General features: G+C 63.9%; 19 protein-coding genes. 9 read left to right on the top strand and 10 right to left on the bottom strand.

Annotation, left to right across the window (positions count from 1 at the left end):
• Window positions 1-416 precede the first annotated feature (416 nt).
• Window positions 417-569, top strand: coding sequence for a hypothetical protein (locus NV401_RS12140; protein WP_261294696.1), 153 nt, complete (start codon window positions 417-419; stop codon window positions 567-569).
• Window positions 570-863: 294 nt separating this feature from the next.
• On the opposite strand, the gene NV401_RS12135 is transcribed toward NV401_RS12140, so the two are convergent.
• Window positions 864-1,793 (bottom strand): class I SAM-dependent methyltransferase, encoded by a 930-nt coding sequence (locus NV401_RS12135; protein WP_261294695.1) that lies wholly within the window; start codon window positions 1,791-1,793, stop codon window positions 864-866.
• A 3-nt stretch (window positions 1,794-1,796) separates the two neighbouring features.
• Entirely contained in the window at window positions 1,797-2,258 is a 462-nt protein-coding gene (locus NV401_RS12130; protein ID WP_261294694.1) for a VOC family protein, read from the bottom strand.
• Between the two features lie 146 nt (window positions 2,259-2,404).
• Between NV401_RS12130 and NV401_RS12125 the strand changes: the two genes are divergently transcribed.
• The 4 genes from NV401_RS12125 (at window position 2,405) to NV401_RS12110 (ending at window position 7,307) form a co-directional block, all read left to right on the top strand.
• Entirely contained in the window at window positions 2,405-2,644 is a 240-nt protein-coding gene (locus NV401_RS12125) for an acyl carrier protein (RefSeq protein WP_261294693.1), read from the top strand.
• A 75-nt stretch (window positions 2,645-2,719) separates the two neighbouring features.
• A complete protein-coding gene (locus tag NV401_RS12120; protein WP_261294692.1) occupies window positions 2,720-4,612 on the top strand; it encodes an HAD-IIIC family phosphatase in 1,893 nt (630 codons plus the stop codon).
• Entirely contained in the window at window positions 4,609-6,162 is a 1,554-nt protein-coding gene (locus NV401_RS12115; protein ID WP_261294691.1) for an MBOAT family O-acyltransferase, read from the top strand. The genes NV401_RS12120 and NV401_RS12115 overlap by 4 nt, the downstream gene beginning before the upstream one ends.
• On the top strand, window positions 6,162-7,307 hold the full coding sequence (locus NV401_RS12110; RefSeq protein ID WP_261294690.1) for a hypothetical protein: 1,146 nt from the start codon (window positions 6,162-6,164) through the stop codon (window positions 7,305-7,307). The genes NV401_RS12115 and NV401_RS12110 overlap by 1 nt, the downstream gene beginning before the upstream one ends.
• Before the next feature lie 168 nt (window positions 7,308-7,475).
• On the opposite strand, the gene NV401_RS12105 is transcribed toward NV401_RS12110, so the two are convergent.
• Both NV401_RS12105 and NV401_RS12100 read right to left on the bottom strand, forming a co-directional pair.
• Complete coding sequence (locus NV401_RS12105) at window positions 7,476-10,697, bottom strand: efflux RND transporter permease subunit (protein WP_261294689.1); 3,222 nt, start codon at window positions 10,695-10,697, stop codon at window positions 7,476-7,478.
• Window positions 10,694-11,713, bottom strand: coding sequence for an efflux RND transporter periplasmic adaptor subunit (locus NV401_RS12100; RefSeq protein WP_315369444.1), 1,020 nt, complete (start codon window positions 11,711-11,713; stop codon window positions 10,694-10,696). Before NV401_RS12100 ends, NV401_RS12105 begins: the two co-directional genes overlap by 4 nt.
• A gap of 383 nt (window positions 11,714-12,096) precedes the next feature.
• Here NV401_RS12100 and NV401_RS12095 point away from each other — a divergent pair, with 383 nt between their 5' ends.
• From NV401_RS12095 to NV401_RS12085, 3 genes are read left to right on the top strand one after another with little or no spacing between them, the layout of a single operon-like run.
• On the top strand, window positions 12,097-13,377 hold the full coding sequence (locus tag NV401_RS12095; protein ID WP_261294687.1) for an NAD(P)/FAD-dependent oxidoreductase: 1,281 nt from the start codon (window positions 12,097-12,099) through the stop codon (window positions 13,375-13,377).
• Window positions 13,378-13,406: 29 nt separating this feature from the next.
• The gene (locus NV401_RS12090) at window positions 13,407-13,610 is read left to right on the top strand and encodes a YgaP family membrane protein (RefSeq protein WP_261294686.1); all 204 of its coding nucleotides are present in this window, start codon (window positions 13,407-13,409) and stop codon (window positions 13,608-13,610) included.
• Window positions 13,607-14,878, top strand: coding sequence for a TolC family protein (locus NV401_RS12085; protein WP_261294685.1), 1,272 nt, complete (start codon window positions 13,607-13,609; stop codon window positions 14,876-14,878). Before NV401_RS12090 ends, NV401_RS12085 begins: the two co-directional genes overlap by 4 nt.
• A 44-nt stretch (window positions 14,879-14,922) precedes the next feature.
• Here the strand turns inward: NV401_RS12085 and NV401_RS12080 are convergent, their stop codons facing one another.
• The 6 genes from NV401_RS12080 to NV401_RS12055 all read right to left on the bottom strand — a co-directional run bounded on the left by NV401_RS12080 (window position 14,923) and on the right by NV401_RS12055 (window position 21,814).
• A complete protein-coding gene (locus NV401_RS12080; RefSeq protein ID WP_261294684.1) occupies window positions 14,923-15,963 on the bottom strand; it encodes a glycosyltransferase family 4 protein in 1,041 nt (346 codons plus the stop codon).
• A gap of 29 nt (window positions 15,964-15,992) precedes the next feature.
• Complete coding sequence (locus tag NV401_RS12075; protein ID WP_261294683.1) at window positions 15,993-17,123, bottom strand: radical SAM protein; 1,131 nt, start codon at window positions 17,121-17,123, stop codon at window positions 15,993-15,995.
• 322 nt (window positions 17,124-17,445) lie between these two features.
• On the bottom strand, window positions 17,446-18,606 hold the full coding sequence (locus NV401_RS12070) for a DUF3089 domain-containing protein (protein WP_261294682.1): 1,161 nt from the start codon (window positions 18,604-18,606) through the stop codon (window positions 17,446-17,448).
• Window positions 18,603-19,913 carry a glycoside hydrolase family 1 protein gene (locus NV401_RS12065; RefSeq protein WP_261294681.1) on the bottom strand — a complete coding sequence of 437 codons (1,311 nt, stop codon included), beginning with the start codon at window positions 19,911-19,913 and terminating at the stop codon, window positions 18,603-18,605. Before NV401_RS12065 ends, NV401_RS12070 begins: the two co-directional genes overlap by 4 nt.
• 90 nt (window positions 19,914-20,003) lie before the next feature.
• Window positions 20,004-21,545 carry a carboxylesterase/lipase family protein gene (locus tag NV401_RS12060; protein WP_261294680.1) on the bottom strand — a complete coding sequence of 514 codons (1,542 nt, stop codon included), beginning with the start codon at window positions 21,543-21,545 and terminating at the stop codon, window positions 20,004-20,006.
• A 26-nt stretch (window positions 21,546-21,571) separates the two neighbouring features.
• Window positions 21,572-21,814 (bottom strand): hypothetical protein, encoded by a 243-nt coding sequence (locus tag NV401_RS12055; protein ID WP_261294679.1) that lies wholly within the window; start codon window positions 21,812-21,814, stop codon window positions 21,572-21,574.
• A 160-nt stretch (window positions 21,815-21,974) separates the two neighbouring features.
• Here NV401_RS12055 and NV401_RS12050 point away from each other — a divergent pair, with 160 nt between their 5' ends.
• Window positions 21,975-24,239: a TonB-dependent receptor gene (locus NV401_RS12050; protein ID WP_261294678.1), complete on the top strand. Its 2,265-nt coding sequence runs from the start codon at window positions 21,975-21,977 to the stop codon at window positions 24,237-24,239.
• Window positions 24,240-24,281: the final 42 nt, after the last annotated feature.

The raw sequence follows: 24,281 nt of genomic DNA, 5'->3' as shown, positions 1-24,281 counted from the left end.
CGCCCCCGGCTATCATTGCTGGCGATCGGGCGCCGCGGAGATATCGACAACCGTGCCGGGGCGAGCGATCACGGATGCGACAAGAAGTGCATGCAGCGAGCCGCACTGGCGATTGGGTTCGGCGGCATAGGCAAACATTCCCTCGCTCGGCCGCGTAGGCGAACATTCGCGCGCCCCAGGACCGCTTCTGGCGTGACCGTTGCGGCGCCCTGCCGGTTGCGATTGTCCCAAGTAGCGCAGGGGCTCTTGCGAGCGAGACCTTACAAGGGAACAACCGATCGGGCATCAAGACGTGTGACCAGCGAGTTGCCCTCGGATCGCGCCAAGGACAGGCTAAATGAAAACATAGATTAATGCGGCACTTTTTGTGAGGATCTACGGTTTCTGAAGCATGGCATCAGCTTAAAAGGTGCGGCATGGACGAAACCCGAATCGAATTCGTACAACGCAAAAGTAAGCCGCGGCAGAAGAAGCGTAGGCTCGATGTCATGCCGTCTCACATGCTGTTGATCGTCACGCTGGCGCTGATCGCATGTGCCGGTGCCTTCTCGGTCTGGTACGACCACTAACCGAACCGAGGCCTGCACAAACGTGACGGCGTTATCACCAGCCGCTTGGCGCCAGGCGGGCATGGGGTAAAATTCGCCGCGATAGCGCCGCGGCGGCTCGCCCGCGCCCGGTGTGACCCCAGGCCTTCGCCGCCAACGCCCGCGACAGCGGCGAACCTCAGGGAAGGCCGCGGCATGCCGCCGAAGCCTTTGCATGCGTTGGCGGTCGTCATTTTCGACCGACGGCAAGGTATCCGGATTTTTGGTAAGTGCGAATCGCGACGTCGAAGGCTGCGCAGATATGCTCGCGGCGCTCTAGATTCTTTGGCCGATGACAGAGCACGTGATCGCAAGCTTGTGTTTCTTTGCACGTTCGAGGGTTGTTCCGGTCATCGGAAAGCCAACGGCCTCTATAACTTTCAGGCCTGTCGCCTCGACTAAGCGAGCGGCGTGTTCGACGCTGTCCACCAAGAAGATATGGTCTGGCGCTGGACTGTTGGCGGGGACGTTTATCCAAAGGAGACCGTTAGGCGCAAGCCGATCTGCGACGCTTTGTAGCGCAACCTCGGGATCTTCGAGGTGCTCGAGGACCTCACTCAAAATGATGCTGTCGAACTGCTCGTCTCCTGCGGCGTCGTAGAGGTTCTGCAGCACTAGATCGGCCGCCTTGACGGCACCCAAGTTCTTGAGTGCGTGCGTGGTCTTGGCGATGCTCGTCGGGCTGACATCCCAGCCTGTCAACTTGCCGACTTTGTCACTAAGCTGCGCGAAGTAGAGAAAGAGGCCATGGCCCGGCCCGATCTCCAGATGGTGTGCCATCTCCGGGAGCCGGGGCAAGTAGCTGTTGACGAAATATCCAAATCCATGTGCATGGTTCGACCACATGACGTCGGACAGAAGCAGCCCGTTCATGTAGCGATCCATAAATGCGTGATTGGCATAGCACTCGGCGTTGGCTTCATCAAACGTGGTCAATCGATACTTTCCATTGCGGCGGAAATATATCTCTTCGGGAAGTACGATGTCTTCGCACAGGAACCGGTAGTCGGTAATGATTGCGCCGATCCCTCCGGGGATGTCTTCGGATAATTTGAAAATCGCCTTTGATAGCTCTTCGGAAACCTCAAGAACATCCGTCGATCGACCTGTTAGGCTCTTCTCTATAAAAACAGTGTGTTCCGGCCAATGTGACAAGAGTGACGAGGTTAGATTATGCAGATTAGCATATGATTTTGTGTCAATCATTTCTCAGCTCGCTTCCACCGGGGAAAAGATGTGTTGATGTGTTGGCGCCTCTATGAGTTCGATAATGAAATTCAAGGGTGATACGAAGAACTGTATCTGTGCCCCGCCATAGGCAATGGCTGGCTTCGGCGTGGATGTGGGGGTGTTCTTTGCGGCCTTCAGGTGCGCTGCGGCCACGGTCAGATCCGAAACGCGATAGGCAACGTGATTTAGGATGTTCCGGCCGCTGACAAGCGCCTGATGAACGGGGCTGTCCTCACCCAAGGGCTCAAGTAATTCATAGACGACTCCTGCTAGGTCTCGGCCAAACTGCAGGCGTACGCCATTCACGGGGTCGATAGTCTCGGGCGTCCAGCCCCTTATCAACAGTGATGCTTCAAGGGCGCTGCGACCACGCTCGAGTGACTTAACCACCAGGCCGAGATGGTCGAAAATCCATGAATCAGCGATGTTGGCTAGTGTCATGGCGACTATTTTTCACACTTGACACAGTAACGCAAGAGATGGACTCAAGATGTCAAGAAGTCCTACTTTCGTAATGCTGTGGCGAGTCGGCTGCGGGTAAATAATGCAACAGCTTAATCGAGGTTGGCTCAGCGGGGGTGTGGACAGTGACCGATCAGGAGACACTAAATCGCGTGACGGCGGTGGTTCGTGACCAGCTTGACGATGACGAGGTCTCGCTGACGATGGACACGGTAGCTAAGGCCGTCGATGGCTGGGACAGCCTGGCGCATGTTCGTATCATGGTTGCCATCGAAGAGAGCTTCGGCATCGAATTCAGAACGTCCGATATTTCCGGCCTCGACAATGTCGGCGATCTGGTCCGCTTGATTGAGGCGTCACGCTGACGCGCGATAGGGGGCCGCGGCGCCGATTAAGTCGAATGCTGCGCATCGTTCCGGAGGCAAGTTTGGGGGGCTTGTATGGCCTTTGACATCGCCGCTCTGCCGTGGCTGCCAGCAGCGCCGGCAAATTATCGCCAGTTATGCAGGGATTTAGATCCGGCTAATCGCGGTCTCGGTCATGAATTGCGCCGGCTCGCGACGCATAAGCTGGATTCCGCGCAGGCGCTGCGATTTGCCAATGCGCTTAAACGATTGCGTGGCGCCTCAGCCGACCTGCAGGGTTTAAGCGGCTTCAAGCTCGGCTTAGTGTCAAACGCGACGGCGGAATTTATCGTCGACGCCATACCCGCGGCGGCAGCGCGCCACGGCGTGGCGGCGGAAATCGTCCTCGCACCTTTCGATCTCGTGATGCAGTCCATCCTGGACCCTTCGTCCGAGGTGATGCACGCAATGCCCGATGGTCTGTTGCTGGCGTTGGACCACCGCTGGTTCGGTGCACACAAGCCGGCGCTCGATCCTGGTTCGGATGGCTTCGGCATGCTCAAGTTGGAGGCGCTCGATGCCGCGGTCACGCAGGTCAATGTCTCCGCCCTGATTTGGCAAACCATACCGGTGCCGCCAGCGACGTTGTTCGGCAGCCTCGACAGGCAGATGGCGGGCAGTGTGCGGGTGCAGATCGAACGGCTGAATCAGCGTATCGTCGAATACGCCGCGCGCCCAGGCAATTATCTTTTGGATGTGGCGGCGTTCGCCGAGCAGGGTGGTACGGCCAAGTGGATCGACGCTGCGGCCTGGAATCTGTACAAGCTGCCATTCGCTCTGGAATTGACGCCGCTATATGCCGATGCGTTAGGCCGATTGTTGGGAGCAATTCGCGGCAGCAGCCGCAAATGCTTGGTATTGGACCTCGACAATACTCTGTGGGGCGGGGTCATCGGGGACGACGGTATAGACGGAATCTTGCTGGGGGAGGGGAGCCCGGCGGGCGAAGCCTTCGTCAGCGTGCAGCGTGCAGCGCTGGAACTTAAATCACGAGGCATTCTTCTTGCCGTTTCGTCGAAAAATTACGACGAAACGGCGCGAGGCGTCTTTCGCGATCACCCCGACATGCTGCTGCGGGAGGCGGACATTGCCGTGTTTCAGGCGAACTGGAACGACAAACCCAGTAACCTTGAAGCCATCGCCGCCACGCTTGGGATCGGGCTGGATGCGCTGGTTTTTCTCGACGACAACGGTGCGGAACGGGCGCAGGTCCGCGCTGCTCTGCCAATGGTTGCGGTGCCCGAACTGCCCGCAGATGCATCGTGGTACGCAACCTATCTGAGCGCTGCCGGCTATTTCGAGGCGGTGTCCTTCTCCGAGGAGGATCGCGGCCGTGCCGCATCCTATGCGGCTAATGCACAACGCAGCGCGATCCTGCTGAAAAGTCGAGATCTAGGTGATTATCTCACCTCTCTGGAGATGGTCATCAGGTTTGAGCGGTTCAACGCATTGAGCCGTGCGCGAATTGCGCAGCTGATCAACAAATCGAACCAGTTCAATCTGACTACGCGGCGCTATACCGAACAGGAAGTCGCTGCCGTTGAGTCGGACCCGAGCGCATACACGCTTCAGGTCCGGCTGGCCGACCGGCTCGGCGATTTCGGGATGATTGGCGTCGTGATTGCCCGCGCGGTCAGTCGGCAAGGCGAAGTGTGGTGGGATATCGACACTTGGCTAATGAGCTGTCGCGTGCTCGGGCGCGAGGTCGAACGTGCGATGCTGGACCACATCGCCGCCGACGCCCATGCGACCAATGTGACTGGCCTGTTGGGCACCTATCGCCCGACCACCAAAAACGGGATGGTCGCCGAGCACTTTGACAGGCTTGGCTTCAAGCGAACTGCCGAAGGGGAAGACGGCAGCGTTCACTACATGCTGGCCTTGAACGACCACATCGCCTCGCGCCTGCCACATCGCGAGGCCGCGTGAGCTTTACCGAGCCGACATTCCTGTTTGGGTTCTTGCCAATCGTCTTGGCGGCGTTCTGGACGGCACGGCGCTTGTATAGTGGTTCCGGCGCCGTGATCGTCCTGGTCGCAGGATCCTTCGCATACTGCGCCTCCTTCGGCCTGCCTTTCTTTCTCATTGCGATCATCGGAGCGCTGCTCAACTACTTTGCGCTTCAGGCGATCCTTTCGCACGCGCCGATGATGCGCAAGGCTGGCCTGATTTCGGGACTGTCCTTCAACCTGGGCAGTTTGGCGCTGCTGAAGTACTCGGCTGTGTTCACCTTTTTTGCCGAGGGGGCCGCGGTTTCGCTCTACCTCTCCAGTCTTGTGCCGATCACCATTTCGTTCTTCAGCTTTCAGCGTTCGGTATTCCTGCTGGACGCATATCGTGGCGGCGCAGAATTCGACGTGCTTCGGCCTCGCATGCCCGGCGCTCTGTTGAGTACCGCTGCCTACCTAACCTTTTTCCCCTATCTGCTGATCGGTCCGATATCCTACGCGAAGGAAATTCTTCCCCAATTAAAAATGGAATCCCTGGGCGTACGGCGAAAGACCGATATAGAGGTTGGGTCGACGCTGATCGTCATTGGCCTGTTCAAGAAGCTGGTTCTTGCCGACACGCTTGGTCAGAACATGGTCGACCCCGTCTTCGCTGCTTTGCAAACCGGACAGGTTTCTCCCATCGATGCCTTGATTGCGATACTGGCATACTATGTTCAGCTGTATTTCGATTTCTCGGGCTATTCCGACATAGCAATCGGGCTGGCGCGCCTTTTCGGTGTAAGGCTGCCGATCAATTTCAACTCCCCGCTGAGATCGACCGGGATAGTCGATTTCTATAAGCGCTGGCACATAACGCTGACGCGGGTCATCGCCCGCTTCTTATATTCACCACTGTCGCTGAGCGGCACGCGTTTCGTAATGCGGCGCAAGTTGGCAAAGCTGGCTGGCCGTATCATCTCGACCTGGTTGCCGCTTCTCGTAAACTTCACCATCATCGGTCTTTGGCATGGTCCGAAATGGACGTTCGTCGCGTTCGGCGTGATCCACGGCCTGTGGTTTATTTTCGAAACCGAGATACGTCTGACGGCGCGATGGAAGCGCTACAAGAAACGGACATCCGAAAACGTAAGGCGGTGGCACGGCCAGCTCTTGACCGTAATTCCGCTGATGCTGACCTTCGCACTGTTTCGATCTCAGGATCTGCAGCAATACGGTCAGCTTATCTTTGCGCTGCAGGGTGACTGGAGTGCCTGGGTCGTCCGGGGGGAGATCCGGTTGGTTGCACTTAAAACCCTATACCTGCTGCCCTTGGCCTATGGTGTGGCGCTGTTGCTGCCGAACGCCTATGAATTCTTGCGTCGATACAGGCCAGGTCTGGTCACATTTCCCGTTTCGACGCTTACGCCAAAATTGCTGCGTGTTGCATGGCGTCCAAATCTCCTATGCGGGCTCCTGCTCGTTATCATGAGCCTCGCGGTGATCTTTCAACTCGGCAGCCAGACGCCTTTCGTTTACGGGGGGTTTTGATGCAACGCCGGCACTATGCCCGTCGGCAGTTCGGCTGGGCTCTTGCGGCAGCGTTCATGTTGGGGGCGCTACCGTTCCTCACGATCTTGATCGTTGACCCTTATGATACGCGGCCATGGGGTTTAGCACCGGTTCTGGCTGACTATAATTATCCGGACAATGAGCGAGCCAAGCTGAGAAGGGCGTTCGTCGCCAAGCGCCCCGATCTCATTCTGCTCGGCGGGTCCACCGTGATGGCCGTCACGCCACAGATGCTGATCCAGGCATTCCCAAATCGAACGGTGCCGGCCAATCTCAGCTATCGTCGCGCGACGCCCGTGGATCTTCTCGACACCTTAAACGAATTTCTTCCGATCGGCAGTGTCAGGCAGATCATCATTTCACTCGATTATACCGGCATGCGATCTGACGAAACTCTCTTGGAAGACGCAACCGCAGCCGATCGACTGCTTCACTCGGGCTTGCTGCACATGCCCGACTACGAGTTGGCAGCCGTACTGGGTTCATGGAACAGGGTTCTGACCGGTCGGTATGACCCGCCGTCTTGGGCGAATTCGCGGATCAGCAGTGTAGATGGTCGTGTGCCGATGTCTCGCAATCCGTCAGAGATCCGCAAGCTCGATGCTGCGGTACGTGCCTACAGCGCGGCTGCGGCCACGATCGGCCCGCCTGTAAGGTGCGGGGATTATCCTTTGGTGCACCGCTACTATCGCACGATGCTTCGCCGTGCGGTGGCAAAGGGGGTGCAGGTCGACGTGGTATTTCCGCCGAATCCCGCAGCGACCTATTATGTCATGATGGAGCGGCGGGCTAATTCGTCGACGCGCTTTGCACCCGGTGCTGTACTGCCGCAGATCATGGCGTTCCGGCGTTGCGTGTTGGAAGAGGCGGTGCAAGCGGGGCCGTTAGTAAGCGTTCACGCGCCGGATATGGATCCGGCCTTCAGTTATGATCTGTCGCTGTATCGCGACCCGATCCACCTATTCCCCCCAATCGGCCATGATCGGCTGCTTTGGTCCGTTGCGACTGGACGTTCGAAGGTCACACTGGGCGGATTTGCGCTTTACGAGGCAACCATTTTGGAGCGCGTCCGCCGCGTCAAGATGGCGGGAAGAGGCGCGAATAGCCAAGGCGAGAAGCCGTAGGCATAGTCTGCATCGAGCGTATTGCGATCATGGCACGGGTGAGGCGCTTTCGTCGGAACCGAGTGGAAACGTCTCCTGGAACGCACAATGCCCAAGCCCGGACCGGTCGAGGGTCAGCAACGGGCGCGGCGGCGAGCATAACGCCCGTGGTTCTGCCGCATCATCGTTTCACCGGCTCGCCGGTTTTCCGTCATCGCGCAGCAGCACATAGATCGCCGGGATGACGAGCACGGTGAGCAAGGTGGATGAGGCCAGGCCGAACAGCAGCGAAAGCGCGAGGCCCTGGAAGATCGGATCGGTCAGGATCACCGCGGCACCGATCATCGCCGCCGCGGCGGTCAGCACGATCGGCTTGAACCGGATCGTCCCGGCCTCGATCAGCACGTCGCGCAGTGGCTTGTCCGGCGTCGAGCTGTGCCGGATGAAATCGACCAGCAGGATCGAATTGCGCACGATGATCCCGGCGAGCGCGATGAAACCGATCATCGACGTGGCGGTAAACGGCGCGCGGAACAGCATGTGGCCGACGACGATGCCGACCAGCGTCAATGGCACCGGCGTCAGGATCACCAATGGCAGACGGAAGCTGCGGAACTGTGCGACGACGAGAATATAGATGGCGAGCAAGGCGACCATGAACGCCGCCCCCATGTCGCGGAACGTGACCCAGGTAATCTCCCACTCGCCGTCCCACAGCAGGCTGGTCGCCCTTTCGTCGACCGGCTGGCCGTTCAGGAGGATCGCGGGCTTGTGCAGGCCCTTCGCCGCCCAGTCGTAGCGGTCGATCGCACGGTTCACCGCCAGCATGCCGTAGATCGGCGCTTCATAGTCGCCGGCCAGTTCGGCGGTGACCATATCGGCGAAATGCCCGTCGCGGCGGAAGATGGCGGGGCTGCCCTGTTCCTGTCGCGCCGCGACGAGCGCGCCGAGCTCGACCAGATGGGGGCCTGTCGCGCTGCGTGACACCGCGACCGGCGTGCTGGCGAGTGTCTGCGTCCAGCGGCGCGCCGATTGCGGCAGCGCAATGGTGATCGGCAGCGGCGTCCGCTCGTCGCCGCGTGGCGCATAGCCGATCGTCTTGCTGCCGAGCAACGCGCCGATCGTCTCGTCGATATCGCGCGTCGACAGGCCATAATAGTCGATCCGGTCGCGTTGCGGGATCAACCGGAGCCGCGGTCGCGACTGGCCGATGCTGTTGTCGACATCGACGATATAGGGGATCGACCGGAAGATTTTCTCGATTTCGGCTGCCGTGGCGCGCCGGCTCGGCGCGTCCGGGCCGTAGATTTCGGCGAGCAGCGTCGCCAATACCGGCGGTCCCGGCGGCGTTTCGACCACCTTGATCGATGCACCGGGCGGAAGGGCCAGCGCCTTGAGTTTCCGGCGCAGGTCGAGCGCGATCTGGTGGCTCGATCGTTCGCGCTCGCCCTTCGGCAGCAGCGTCACCATCACGTCGCCCATTTCGGGCCGGCTGCGCAGGAAGTAGTGGCGCACGAGCCCGTTGAAGTTGAACGGCGCGGCGGTCCCCAGATAGGCTTCCATCGCGGTCGCTTCGGGCAGGTCGCGGGCCAGCCGCGTCACGTCCTCGATCACGCGGCCGGTGCCCTCGAGGCTGCTGCCCTCAGGCATGTCGACCACTACCTGGACTTCGGATTTGTTGTCGAACGGCAGCAGCTTGACCGTTACCAGCTCGACATAGAACATCGAACAGGCGAGCAAGGTGGCGAGCCCGACGGCGATCAGGAAAAAGCGCGCCGACGCCCGACGATCGATGATCCGGTGCGCCACCCGCGCATAGAGGCGCCCCAGCTTGCCGCCGCTTTCATCGTGCGCAAGGGGGCCGGCATCGTCCGCAACCGCCGTGCGAGCGAAACGGATCATCAGCCACGGCGCGATCACGACCGCGACGAAGAACGAAAAGACCATCGCCGCCGATGCGTTGACCGGGATCGGCGCCATATACGGCCCCATCAACCCGGAGACGAACAGCATCGGCAGCAGTGCCGCGATCACGGTGAGCGTGGCGACGATCGTCGGATTGCCGACTTCGGCGACCGCTTCGATCGCGGCCTCGGTGCGGCTGCGGCCATCGCGCATCGCCCAATGCCGGGCGATATTCTCGATCATCACTATCGCATCGTCGACCAGAATGCCGATCGAGAAGATCAGCGCGAACAGGCTGACGCGGTTGATCGTATAGCCCATCAGGTTCGACGCGAACATTGTCAGCAGAATCGTGGTCGGAATAACCACGGCGGTGACGGCCGCTTCGCGCCACCCGATGGCAAAGCCGATCAGCACGACGATCGACACCGTCGCGAGCGCGAGGTGGAACAGCAGCTCATTGGCTTTTTCGTTCGCGCTCGCGCCATAATCGCGCGTCACGGCGACATCGACGCCGTCGGGAATGAGGCTGCCCTTGAGCGTGGCAAGGCGCGCCAGCACCGCGTCGGAAACGACGACCGCGTTGGCGCCCGAGCGTTTGGCGATGGCGATGCTGACCGCGGGTGCGCTGGCCCAATGCCCGTCGGTTCGAGCCCAGCGCCACGCGCGGGCCTGGTCCTCGCGCGGCCCCTGGGTAACGGCGGCGACGTCGCGCAGATAGACCGGTGCGCCGGCCGCCGACCGGACGGTCAGCAGCCCCACTTCCTGCGCCGAGGTGAGCGTCTGCCCGGCGCTGACCGCAACCGCCTTGCCGCCGTCGCGGATGCTGCCCACGGGAAAGCTACGATTGGCCTGAGCGGCGGCATCGATGACGCTGCCCAAGGGCACGCCGTACTGGCTGAGCCTGCCTGGATCGGGCGCGATCCGGATCTCTTCCGGCCGGCCGCCGGTCAGAAAGGTCAGGCCGACATTGTCGATTTTGGCGATCTCCGTGCGCAGCCGCGCGGCAAGCGCGTAGAGCGTCTGGTCATCGTAGCGCCCTGCCGCGCCTGGCTTCGGCGACAGCGTCAAGACGATCGCGGGCACATCGTTGATCCCGCGCACGGTTACCTTGGGGTCGGGAATGCCGACGGGAATCCGGTCCCAATTGGCGCGCAGCTTCTCGTCGATCCGGGTCGCGGCCGTTTCGGGGTTCGAGCCGACGACGAAGCGCGCGGTCACCATCACGCCATCGTCTTCGCCCTGGGTGTAGACATGCTCGACACCATCGACGCTCTTGACGATCGTCTCGAGCGGGATGCCGACGAGTTGCACCGCGTCTGGCGCTGACAGGCCTGGCGCCGGCACCTGGATGTCGACCATCGGCACGCTGATCTGCGGCTCTTCCTCGCGCGGGATCGTCAACAACGCGAGCAGCCCGATGGCAAGCGCGACGAGCAGAAACAACGGCGTCAGCGGCGAGCTGATGGTCGCGCGCGTAAGGCGCCCCGAAAGGCCGAGCTTCACTTGCGGCGTCCCGGCGCAAACACCGTATCGCCGGGGGCGATGCCGGCAAGGATTTCGAGCGTGCCGGGATCGGCGGCCGGCGCGGTCTGCACCGCGACCGCACTACGCCGCCGATCGCGCGTCACGAGCTCGACATAGTCGATGCCGTAACGGGTCGAGACGAAGCGGCGCGGCACCAGCAGCGCACGGCGGTGGCCCACCTCGATCGCCACGCCGACGCGCCGTCCCACTAAGTCGCTGGTCAGGCCGGGCACGGTGGCATCGACCTGCACCTGACCGCCGGCGATCGCCGGGTAGATCTGCGTTACCTTCCCCCGACGGGCGGCATCGGGCAGATCACCCTTGGCCACCATCACTGCCGTACCGACATGGACGGCGTCGGCGAGCGATTCGGGCAAGGCGAGCCGGAGCACCGGGGGCCCCGCGGTAACCGTCGCGATCGACATGCCGGGCGCCACGACCGAGCCTGCGGGAAGATCGGCGCGCAACACGCGACCGGTGGCGGGAGCCAGTACCGCCCCCTGGCCGGCGACGCTAGCACTGGCATTCCGCTGCGCGCGCGCGGCCGCGACCCGGGCATCGGCTGCGCGTGCGATCGCGACCGTCTGGTCGAGTCGGGCCTTGGCATAGACCTGATGGCTATAGAGATCCTGGACGCGCGCGAGGTCGCCATGCGCGCGCGCGGCCTCGGCCTGCGCGGCGGCGATCTGCGCGCCGGCCGCGCTGGTTTCATAACCAAGCCGTGAATCGACGATCGAGCCGATCCGCTGCCCCTTGGTCACCAAGTCGCCGGCGCGAACCGACACGCGCGTCAAGGTGCCGGCAATCCGGGCGAGCGCCTGAGCCTGGTCGCGGGTGGTGATTTCGGCGCCGAGCGTCTTGATGTCGGCGGTGTCGGCGAGCGCGACGGTCAGTCGTTCACCGGGGGGCAACGTCGCGGCTTGCTGATCGTGCGGCGCGCTGCCGCCACTGCAGCTCGCCAGGGTCAGCGCTGCGCCGGTGATCATCCATGCCATTTTCGTCACTGCCGCCGGCCTCCCTGTTGCATCGTCTCAACCGCGCTCGACCGGCAGACCCGCGGCTTTCGGGCGCCGATACCGCCTGAGCGATGCGTATCGATGCTCGATTGCGCGCTGGCGCAGCGGTCGGCGCCAGCCCGACCGCGTGCCGCCACAATACTGAAGCATGACCGGCCGCCCTGCTGCATCCGGTACATTACGCAGTGCGGCGGTCGGCGGCGGGGCCTCTAGTGCAGCTCGATAGGGATGGTCCCGACATCGTCGAGGTTGCTCGGCGCGACGCACGGGACCGCCGGACAAAGTTGATTCGAGACGCTCGCATCGATTGCGCGATGCGAGTTGGTGTTTGCCGATGGCGATCGTGCGAGAGGAACCGCATCGTGACCATGCCAAGGATCGTCGTGCTGGGAGCAGGGTTGGGCGGCACGATTGCCGCCTATGAGATACAGGCGGCGGCCAGGCGACGCGCCGAGGTGATGATGGTGTCCGATACGGAAACCTATTCGTTCATCCCGTCGAACCCCTGGGTGGCGATGCGCTGGCGCAAGCCGGAGGCCGTGCAGATCCATCTGCCGCCGATTTTCGCCAAGAAGAAGATCGGCTTCACTGCGGTCGGCGCAAAGCGTCTGCATCCGGGCGCGAAGCGTCTCGAGCTCAATGATGGAAGCTTCGTCGCTTACGATTATCTCGTCATTGCCACCGGCCCGGATCTGGCGTTCGACGAAATCGAGGGGTTGGGGCCCGAACACGGCCACACCGTCTCGATCTGCCGGACCTCCCACGCGGCGGCCGCGGCCGACGTCTTCGACCGTTTCGTCGAGAATCCTGGACCGATCGTCGTCGGCGCGGTGCAGGGCGCGTCCTGTTACGGGCCGGCCTACGAATTCGCGCTGATCCTCGACACCGAACTGCGCCGCCGCAGGATTCGCGACAAGGTGCCGATGACCTTCGTTACCGCCGAGCCGTATATCGGCCATCTCGGGCTCGACGGCGTCGGCGATACCAAGAGCCTGCTCGAGAGCGAACTGCGGAACCGCCACATCAAATGGGTCACCAACGCGCGCGTCGCGAGGGTCGAGGCGGGCATGATGCATGTCGAGGAGATTGCCGAGGGCGGCACCGTCGCCCATACCCACGACCTGCCGTTCGCCTTCTCGATGATGCTGCCCGCGTTCCGCGGCGTGGCCGCCGTGCGCGACATTCCGGGGCTCACCAATCCCCGCGGCTTCATCCTGGTCGACAAGCATCAGCGTAATCCGGCGTTTCCGGAGATCTTCGCGCTCGGCGTGTGTGTCGCAATCCCGCCGACCGGCCCGACGCCGGTGCCGGTCGGCGTGCCCAAGACCGGGTTCATGATCGAAAGCATGGTCACCGCGATCGCCGCCAATCTCGCGGCGATCCTCGACGGCAAGGAGCCGAGTGCCGAAGCGACCTGGAATGCCGTGTGCCTTGCCGATTTCGGTGATGGTGGCGTCGCCTTCGTCGCGCAGCCGCAGATTCCGCCACGCAACGTCAATTGGGCCGCGCGCGGCAAATGGGTCCATGTCGCCAAGATCGGGTTCGAGAAATACTTCCTCCACAAGGTCCGCAGAGGCGAGAGCGAGCCCTTTTACGAAAAGCTCGCGCTGCACGTCATGGGCATCGACAAGTTACGGATGTGATTCGGTTCCAACCACAGAGGGAAAATGCCATGACGCTTGACCGCGCCGTCCTGATCTTCGCTGGCTGCGTCGTTCTTTTGGGAATCGCGCTGTCCCTTGTCGTCCACCCCTGGTGGATCGCGCTCAGCGCCTTTGCCGGGCTGAACATGATCCAGGCGAGCTTTACCGGCTTTTGCCCGGCGGCGATGGCTTTCAAGGCGCTGGGCGTCCGGCCCGGCGCCGCGTTCAGGTGACGCGCACGCTCCACCTTGCTGCTTGGATGCTGTGGTGTGCCGCTCCTTTGGTGTGGGCCGGTCCCGTACAGGCGACGACGCTGGAGGACGCGCTCGCCGCCGCGATCGCGCGCGCGCCCGAGATCGCCGCCGCCGATGCCGATGCCGATGCCGCGCGGGCGCGGCTGGATCAGGCGAAGGCCGGCCGGCTGCCGACCGCGACGCTGAGCGGCACGATCGGCTATGGCCGGCTCGACCCGCGCGGTTTCTTCGGCCTGGGGGCTGCCGATGTCACCCCACGCGCCGCACAACTGACCGTCGAACAACCGCTCTTCGATGGCGGGCGAGTGGGCGCGGGGCTCGACCGGGCACAGGCCGGTATGGCTGGCGCGCAGGCCGGTCAGGCCGCCACGCGCAGCCAGCTCGTCCTGGCCGTGATCCAGGCTTATGGTGATGTCCTGACCACCGCGCACATGGTCGGTCTCCACGGGCGGCTCGTCATCCAGACGATCGAGATCGAGCGCCAGGCGCGGCTGAAGTTCCGCGCCGGCGAAAGCCCGAACACCGATGTCGCGCAGGCCGGTGCCCGGCGCGCCGAGGCCCGCGCCGGGCTCGCGCGGGCCGAGGGCATGCAGGTGTCGGCGCAGGCGCGTTTCCGCAATCTGACGGGGCTCGAACCGCGCGATCTGCAACCGTTTCCGGCCAATCCCGCACTGCCTGCCACGCTCGACGACGCGCTGGAGGCAGCCATCCGCCACAACCCTGCCTTGGCCCAATCCCAGGCGACGTTGCGGGGCGCGCAGGCGGTCGCGCGCGGCGCGCGCGCCGAGCGCCTGCCGACCATCGGTGCCTTTGCCGAGGGGGCCACGGTCCGCGACCAGTTCTTTCCGGACTATCGCGCCGACAGCGCGACGATCGGCGTCCGCGCCCGCTGGGATCTGTTCAGCGGCGGTCGAGCGTCGGCCAAGGTCATCGCGAGCGACAGCGACGTGCGCGCCGCCGATGCGCGCATGCGCGCGATGCGGCTGCAGGTCGAAGAGCAGGTGATCGCGGCATTCCAGGACGTGCGCACGGCGCAGCTCATCGAACAGGCGGCGGCCGATCAGGCACAGGCCGCGGCGCAGGCGCGCGACAGCGTCCGTCATGAGGTCCGCGTCGGGATGAAGCCGCAGCTCGACCTGCTCGATGCCGAACGCGAAGCGATCGCCGCCGAGGCAGGCGCGGCGCGTGCGGCCACCGACCGGATCGTCGCCGCCTATCGCGTGCTGGCCCTGATCGGTCGCTACTGAACCATCGCCCGCGTTCAAGCGCGGTCTGGTCCGGCGATTGCGCATCACCGATCCCGACTCTGCCGGATGTTCAGGTGCGTATCGGACGACCACGCGCTGGCACGATACAGATTGGCGTAAGCGAAGTTCTGGTCATGCAGGGAATGGTCGAGCGCGCGGGCACGGGCGGCGGTGCCGAGGTGCAGCCGCAGGGCGGGCTGTAGGATCAGCCCCGCCAACGCATCGGCTATGCGGCGCGGGGCACGGGGCGGCACGAGGAGGGCGGCATCGCCGACCAGTGTTGGAATGCCCCCGACGTTCGACGCGATACAGGGCAGCGCGCTGGCCATCGCTTCGAGCAAGGCGGCGGGGGTGCCTTCATGGTCCGAGACGAGCAAGAAGGCGTCGAGGCCGGCGAGCCAGGCGGGCATGTCGGCAACGTCGCCGGCAAAGACGACGTCCAGGCCAGCGGCCAGCGCTGCTAGCGCTGCGGCGCGAGGGCCCTGCCCGGCGATCGACAGGCGGCAGTGGATACCGCGTTCGTGCAGGAGGCGAAGCGCGCCGATTGCGTCTTCGTGGCGCTTTATCGGGTGAAGGCGGGCGGCGATACCGATGGTGAACGGGCCGCCTGCCGATCGCGGTCCGGCGGGCGGGAAGCGCTTAAGATCTACGCCGGTCGGAATGACAACAATGGGGCGGCGGGCAAGCGGGCGGAAGCGGGCGGCGAGATCGTGCGAAACGGCGGTGACGGCATGGGCGGCGCGGAGGCCCCGGGCGATCGGCAGGGCCCAACGCCAGCCGCTGCCCAGCGCCATATGGAGCGTGGCAATCATCGGCACCGTGCCGAGTGCCGGGCGGGCAAGCGCGGCGGCGACATGGCCCTGTGCGTGGAGCACATCGATGCGGTTGGCACAGAGCCAGGCTCGGAGCTTGGGGACAAAGGCGGGGGCGCGACGGTCGATTGCCTGGAAGGGCGTGTCGAAGAGCTGGATCTGCCGCGCTGGGCCAGTCACCGGGTCATAGGCGACGACATAGGGCGCGATGCCTTGCGCCGCGGCATCGCGGCACAGATCGGCGACGATGCGCTCGCGCCCGCCGGTGACCATATTGGGCAGCAGATGGGCGACGCGCAGCATCAGCGCGCCATCAGGCGCTCCGCCGCGTCGCGGGAATATTTGCGGAACGACGGCGCGTGCTTCTCGACCCGGGAGGCGGCCTCGCAATGACAGTTGGGGCAATCCAGCTGGAACGCGTCGCGTGCCGCCTGGTGGTGCGCCTGCGTGTAGAGGATCTCGCTCAGTCGCGTCTCGTGCAGATTGCCCAACGGAAAGGTGACGTAGCACAACATCACCGAGCCATCCGCGCCGACCCACAGCAATTTGCGCGCATCGCACGGAATGCGCATCGCTTCCTGCTTGAGCGCCCAGTCGGCAAAGGCGGCTATCGCGGTGGCGCTTTCGGTGAACAGCTTGGGATTGGCGATCTTGAGCTGGAGCAGGTGGTTGATCACCAGGTCGACTGCCGGACGATCCTCCTCGCGGAACTGCAGTTCACGATCCTCGCCCTCGTCGAAATAGGGCAGGGAATAATGCACGATGTCGATGTGGATGCTGGCCTGGAAACGGTTGGCGAAATCGACCATCTCGTTCACCGCGGGGAGATTGGCCGAGCGACGGCTGAGCAGGAAGTTCATCTGGATGTCCAGCTCGTCCGGCCCGAACAGGGCGCGCGTGTTTTCGAGGCTTTCGAGCAAGCGCGCGTAGCGACCGGGGCGCTGGACATAATCGTCGAACGCGCCGTCCTGCCCGTAATAGCCGATCGTCACCTTGCGCAGCCCCGCCGCGTGCAACGCAACGATCTTCTTGTCGAGGATCAAGGCATTGGTCGTCATGTAGCAGCCGACACCGAGATCGTTGGAGATCTTGACCATTTCGACCACATCGGGGTGCAGCAGCGGCTCGCCGCCGTAGAGGCGGACGGCAGGCACCTTGGCCGCGGCGGCATCCTCGAGCAGCAGGCGCACCGTCTCGAGCGGCAATTGCGCGCCGGGCATAAAATCGCGGCCGTATTTGCATCCCTTGCAGCGCAAGTTGCAGTGCGCGGTGATCGCGATGGTGATCTTTTCGGTGCGCGCTCGGATCAGCGATGGCCAGTTGCCACCCAAAGTGCTGAGCATCCGCTCGCTGGCGCGGTAGCCGGCTTTGAGCGCGGGCGCGGACGCCGGTATCGCGCGTGCCAGCGAGCGCGCGAGGCTTTCGATGGTCATGATGTCCCCCGACACGGATTGATCCGGCGATATAATGCGAGCGGGAGGTTAAGTATTACTTGATGTCGTTTCCTGATCAGGCGGCAGTGAGATCGTGTTGGCGCTTTGGCTTTATTGTGAGCTGGGCGATAAGCCGTGCAGACTCCAGCGCGGTTCAGTCGCTGCGGTGTCTATCGCTCGTTTCAGCTGTTTTGGATTTGCAGCGTGGCGAACGAGGTGCTGTCTTCGACACGCGGTGAACAACGACTTTTAAGTGGTGACACCTCTCGCGGCCTGCGCATTCGTCGCGTGCGAAGGTGAAGGGCAGGGCGGATCCTCCGCCTTACCGTTCTTCTCCCCCCGATGGCAGCGGCGGGCGCCTGTCGTTCCGCTGCTGCCATGCGAGAACCCGGTCCCTCGCGTTGCGGCGCAGCGCCGCGTAGAAGATGCCGTAATCGTTGAGGTGATAGCTGCCGAACAATATGCTCAGCTTATCGACGAAACCGGATGGCGCCGACCACGGCACCGTCACCTCCAGCAGCGCATCGCGGCATTCCGCGCCCGTCAATGCGGGCACCAGCGCGGTCAGATGCTTGGCGGTGTCGCCGAACGGCGCGGTGGGGAACGGCAGGCTGCCCGGATTCGCCGCAGCCGTCGCCCGCCCGTCGCGCGCCCAGGTAAGCGGGTTGACGCAAAGTGCGCGAGATCGGCCGTTCGTCACGTGACGCCCCCGCCACCAATACGTGCGAGTATCGGTAATCATCCGGGCGCCGGTGCGGCCCGTTTCGCTGCTATTGTAGGACAGCACACATCCGGTCTGCCGTGCCGCGGCACAGATCGGCAGGCCGAGCTCGCCGAACGTGTCCGGCACATAGCCGCCGATCAAATAGGCCGCGACCAGTCGCCGCTGGAGCGGTGTCTTCAAAATCTCTTCCTGCAGCAGCCGGATGGCGTGCGCAGTGCCCTGGCTGTGCGCGGCGATGATGAACGGCCGACCGTGATTGTCATTCGCGATATAGTGGCGGAATGCCGCGGCGATATCGCCATAGGCCAGATCCAGCGCGCGCGGTTCCTTCAATGCGTTGAGCGTCGCTTGGCGATAGCGTGGGGCATACAGGCGGCAGCAGCCGTTGAACGCGCTGAGCTGGGCGAGCAGCACCGGCGGGTTGAGCGGCGCGGCCTCATCCGACGCGTCGAACGGCGCGTTCCATACCGGGCTGCCCTTGAACGTCGTCGGGTGGACGAAGAACACGTCCGCCGGCGCCTGCCGCTCGTCGATCGCCGTCATGCCGGGGGGAGCCGAGCGTTCCAGCCCGTTACTGCCCGGGAAAGCCAGCCAGGCGTGACGCGCGGCATAATCGGGCGCGGGCGGCGCCTGCGCCAGGTCGAACGGTGGAGATGGCGTCTGGACCAGGCCCCAGCCGCCGATCGCGGTAAACGCCAGCAGCAGCACGACGACGATCGCTCCGAGCCCGATCAATCCGCGCAAGGCCCAGCGCTTCACAGCCTGTTCGCCCGCGCATGGCGCGCGAGCACCTGCGCACTGGGCTTGGGCGTGCGCTTGAACGTCCTGCGATCTACCGCGACCAGCCCGAACTGCTTGGCATAGCCCGAAGTCCATTCAAAATTGTCGAGCAGCGACCAGTACAGATAGCCCTTCACCGGAATGCCGTCGGCGATGCACTTCGCTACCTCGGCGACGGTCGCGTCGATGAACGCCGCCCGCGCCGCATCGTCGGTCGTGCCGATGCCGGTTTCGGTCAGATAGATCGGCCGGCCGATATGCTTAGCGGCATAGCGGATCGTCGCGCCGATCGCGGAGGGATAGTTCTCGTAGCCCATGTCGGTCAGCGGCACGCCGGGTTCGGACGGCATCAGGCCCCTGTCGTTGATGCGCAGGCGCGAATAGGTCTGCACGCCGACGAAATCGGAGCTGCGCGCGGCCTCGATCCAGCCGCTGTACATCGTCTCCTCCGCCCAGGCCGCGCGATTGCCGGGGCCGACACCCTGGATTTCCTGCATCGTCAGCGTGACGCCGGCGGGGAAGCTGCCTGGCCCGGCCTTGATCGCGGCGAGACCCTTGGCGTGCGCATCGAGCATCACCGTATTGATCTTGTCGGGATCGCCGAACAGCATCGAGGAGAAACGCGGCGCATTGGTCCGCCGGGCGGCGGCGGCGATCATCGCGCGCGCATTCTCTGCCGCGGCGTCGCTGGCGAAGCGCGGCAGCACCTTGCGCAAGCCCAGAATGTTCGCTTCGTTGAAGGTCGATGCCATGCCGATGAGCGACCCCAGCCGCGCGGTCGCGCGCTCGCAGAAGCGCGCGAACAGATCGGCGCCGTCCGCAACCTCGAATCCGCCGCGCATCGCAAACCACAATGGCACGGTGAAGTGATTGTAGGTCACGATCGGCAACAGGCCGCGGGCGTGGCACGCCTCCAGAACGCGGACGTAATGGTCCAACGCGGCCTGCGAGAACATGCCCTGGGCCGGCTCGATGCGCGCCCATTCGATGCCGAAACGGTAGCAGTTGAGCCCTAGCGAAGCAGCGATGTCCAGATCTTCCGCGTAGCGCGCAAAGCTGTCGCACGCGTCGCCCGACGGGTCCTTGAACGCGGTCGGGGTGATGGTCTCGAGCAGCCAGCTGTCAGATGCGGTATTGTTTCCCTCGCTCTGGTGCGCGGAGATCGCGGTGCCCCAGAGGAAGCCGGACGGGGTCGCGCGGGCGCCGCGCTTGGTTCGTGCGACGGCGGTGCTGCCGCCGGCAAGCAGGCCCGCGCTGGCGACAAGCTGGCGTCTGGTGATGGCCATGGTCTTCCCCTTGTTGAATTCAGTCGTCACCCCGGGACTGCCCCGGGGCTTCGACACTTTTGCTTGGCCGGTGGCGGACCAGACGATGGCTCAGGGCCGTGGCGCAGATGGAAGTGCCGGCATCGCCGTCCACTTCTTCTGTGCATCCGCCATCGCTGCAGCCTTGGCGCGATCCCGCACCGGCTCAAGTCTCGCGGCCTTCGTCTCTGCGCCGACTGAGAGATACGTGGTCGGCCCGGCGCTCACCGCAGGCCAGTTCGGGGCACCCGACCGATTCGGATTGCCGGTACGTGCAAAGCGCACCCAGTAATCGCCCATGAGCTTCGACACTGCGGCGTCGCGCGAGTCCCAGCGATGCTCGATCGGCTTGGTGCCGAAGACATATTCGAGTTCGCCGCCGTGATCCGTTCCGGCCGCACCGGTGCGTTGATCGACCGGCACCTGATCGAAGAAATAGGCGTATGCGTCCGCCCCGTTCGCCGCGTGCCGATCGGCCAGCGCATAGGAGGGGAGCACGAAGCCGACATCCTCGGCAAGATCGATCGTCGCCGCGGCCGCGGGCTTGCCACTCATTGCCACATAGCCCTGCTGCAGCGCCGGAAATTGCTCTCCGAGCAAGGCTTTGGCCGCTGCTTCGGTCATGCCGCCGAGGCTCGATTCGTTCGAATTGGCGCCGATGATCAGCGGCACCTTCGCCTCGTCGTTGCTGTAGAAGGGCGCGCCCGGACTGCGCAGGACGACCTTGCCATCAATGAACGGAAACGCGCGGCCATTCTTCACCACGTCGGCCAGCGGCACGGCGCGCAACTGCGCGGGCGTCGCATCCTTCAGGCCAAGGCTCGCCGCCCACAGCTCGCCGATCTTCTCGGCATTCATCGCCCCGCCGCGGATCGGGAACAGCGCGCTGCTGCCGGATCCCGATTGTGAAATGGCCTTGTGGAACAGGCCCTTTGCCGCAGGCGTCCCCATCAGGATTTGCACCGTGCCGGCGCCGGCGGATTCCCCGAAGATCGTGACATTGCCCGCATCGCCGGCGAACTGCGCGATATTGCGCTGCACCCAGCCCAGCGCGGCAAGTTGGTCCATGATCGCAAAATTGCCGAGCTGGCCGTCCGGGTCTTCCCGGGTCAGCGCCGGATGCGCGAAGAAGCCCAGCCGACCCAGCCGGTAATTGACCGTGACGATCACCGCGCCACGCTGCGCCAACGCCTTGCCGTCATATAAAGGCACGCCCGCTGCGCCGTAAGTGAAGCCGCCGCCGTGCAAGAACACCATCACCGGATACGTGCCCGGCTTGCGTGGTCGCCAGACGTTGAGGAACAGGCAGTCCTCGCTTTGCGGGCCGACCTGCGCCCACGGCTCCTTATGCTCGGGCCCCTGCGGGCACGCGGCGCCGAACGCGTGAGCCGCGCGTATGCCGGTCCATGGCACAGCGGGCCGCGGCGCTTTCCAGCGCAGCGGGCCGATCGGTGGCGCGGCATAGGGAATACCCTTGAATACGGTAAGCGTGCCCTCGGCCGTTCCGGCCACCGTCCCGGTGTCGAGCTTGGCAGTCGCTGCGCGGGTCTGTGCCGCGGCCGGCGCGGCAAGCGTCACGGGCAGGGCGAGCGCCAGCAGGAAGCGTGGAAGCATGAAATTCCTCTCCATTGTTAAAGCGCTCATTGGTTGAACACGGTTTTCCGAATATTTTCAGCGACATCGATCGGCGGACCATAGGCGCCGTCGAAGTTGGGGCCGACAAACGGCGTATCGGCAGGATTGTTCGATCGTTCAGCGATCGGCACGATTTGAACCGTCGACGCGGCCCGCGACTCGGTCACCGCCGCGGCGCATGCCGGCAGCGTCAGCGCGGTAGAGGCGCAGACCAACGTCGTTTTCCCGTATGGCCATGGCGCCATCATCACCTCTCCATGCGACCACTTCACGCGGTTCGCGGCACACCGATAACATGCCTGCAAGAAGTTCATTAGCAAATTAATGAAAGTTGACAATGGCCCCAGGTGGGTGCCACAGCAAGATCGGACGCGCCTCAGAGCGCGACGATTCAGAGAGGATCCTCGAATGCGCAAATTTCTGCTGTCGGCGTCAGTTTGCGCCATGATGAGCGCGGCCGCTCAGGCCCAGACCGTCTCGGCGCCCGCCGATCAAACCACCGATCCCGCTGCCGCCGCGGCGAGCACGGATGACCAGGTAGATACCGGAGCCGACATCGTCGTCACCGCCGAGCGCCGCTCGACCAGCCTGCAGCGCACCCCCGTCGCCGCGTCGGTGCTGACCGGCGAAGATCTGGTGCGCAAGGGCGTCAACGGTGTCGAGCAGCTCCAGTTCGCCACGCCGTCGCTGACCGTCAACACCGCCGGCCAGGGCAATGCCTTCAACATTCGCGGCATCGGCAAGACCGAGCAGTCGAGTTCGATCGGCGTCGGCGTGATCACCTATCGCGACGGCGTCGCGACCTTCCCGGGCTATCTCCAGAGCGAACCCTATTACGACATCGCCAGCGTCGAGGTGTTGCGCGGGCCGCAGGGCACGTTTGCCGGCGGCAATGCGACGGGCGGCGCGGTGTTCATTAACGAGGTGAATCCTTCGTTCGACAGGGTCAAGGGCTATGCCTTGGCGCAATATGGCAATTACAATCAGATCAAGCTGCAGGGCGCGCTCAACATCCCGGGCGGCGACACGTTGGCGATCCGCTTCGCGGGCAATCTCGAGCATCGCGACACGTTCTACAACGTGTCCGGGCCATGGACGGGCAACCCCGGCGACCGGCGCGACTACAGCGCCCGCGCGAGCATCCTGTGGGAGCCGACGCCGCAGCTGCGGGTCCTGCTCAAGGGCGACTATAACAACATCAATTATGGCGGTATTCCAGCCAGCGCGGCCTATACGATCAGCGGCGGCGTGCCGATCGCCAATACCAGCGACCCGCTGAACGTCGCCAATAATACCCATCTGTCTGGCGGCGACGAATTCGGCCGCGTCGTCCTCAATGTCGGGTACACGCTGGACAGCGGCATCGTGCTGCGTTCGATCAGCGGGTTCCAGCGGGGCACGACGCACGTTTCCTATGATGGCGACGGCACCGCCGCGGTCGGCACGCCTGCCGCTCCCGCGATCAATTTCCGCGACAATATCACGCAGGAAATCTGGTCGCAGGAAGTGAACATCATTTCGCCCGATACCGGCCCGTTCACCTGGGTGCTCGGCGGCTATTACCAGCACGACAACATCACCATCCCGCCGAACGGCGGCTATATCGTCGACAATACGCCGAATTCGATCAGCCCGCTGGTCTTCGATACGATCCTGGAGGGCACCAATCCCAAGACCGCGCTCGCCGGTTTCGCGCAGGCGGGATACGAACTGTCTAACGGTCTGCAGCTGCAGGTCGGCGCGCGCTATTCGCGCACCACATCGGCCAACGATGCGGTGGCGAAGGCGACGCTGCCGATCCTCCCGACCCCGATCCTGACGCTGCGCCAGCAGGACAAGGTCGTCGAGAAGAAGCTGAACGGCAAGGTCGCGCTTAACTGGACGGTCGATCGCAACAATTTCTTCTACGCCTTCGTCGCCACCGGCGCCAAGGCGGGCGGGCTCAACGGTCCCAACACCGCCGGCATCACCCCCCGGGCGTTCGAGGCCGAGGACGTAACCGATTACGAACTGGGCTATAAGGGCACGTTCCTGGGCGGGCGCCTGCGCACGCAGCTTGGCGGCTATTACAGCGAATACGAAAACTACCAGATCAGCATCGTCGATCCCGATCAGCGCAGTATCTCGTCGGTCTACAACGTCCCCGGCAAGACCAAGCTGTATGGTGCGGAACTCTCGGCGCAGGGCAGCTTCGGCGCATTGGGCTTCGATGTCGCGGCGTCGGTATCGAATTCCAAGCTCGGTACGTTCTTCGCGATCGATCCGCGCTTCGGGACGAGCGCAGCCTTGGTGTGCAACGCGACCGCCGGCCCGGCCACGACGCGCTGCATTGACCTAAGCGGCCGGGAACAGGCCTATGCACCCAAGTTCACGCTCAGCGCCGGTGCGCAATATGCCATTGCGCTGGGCGATGAGGCGAAGCTGACCCCGCGCGTCGATTACGCGCATATCGCCCCGACCTTCGGCACGCTGTTCCAGAACGTCGCGCTCGGCGACCGGCTCGAGGCGCGCAACATCGTCAACGCGCAGCTGACACTGACTACCGGCGACTGGTCGGTCGCCGGCTTCGGCACCAACATTACCAACCAGCATTATGTCGGCGCGATCAATGGCGTGCGGCGCCTGGCAGGTGCCCCGCGGCAATACGGCCTGCGCGTCAGCCGCAGCTTCTGATGCCGGGCGAGCGCGTTTTGGAGGTCGCGGTGGCGCGGCCGC

The sequence above is a fragment of the Sphingomonas hylomeconis genome, from assembly GCF_025370105.1.
GTDB classification, from domain to species: domain Bacteria; phylum Pseudomonadota; class Alphaproteobacteria; order Sphingomonadales; family Sphingomonadaceae; genus Sphingomonas; species Sphingomonas hylomeconis.
This window is presented reverse-complemented; position numbering and strand designations above follow the sequence as displayed.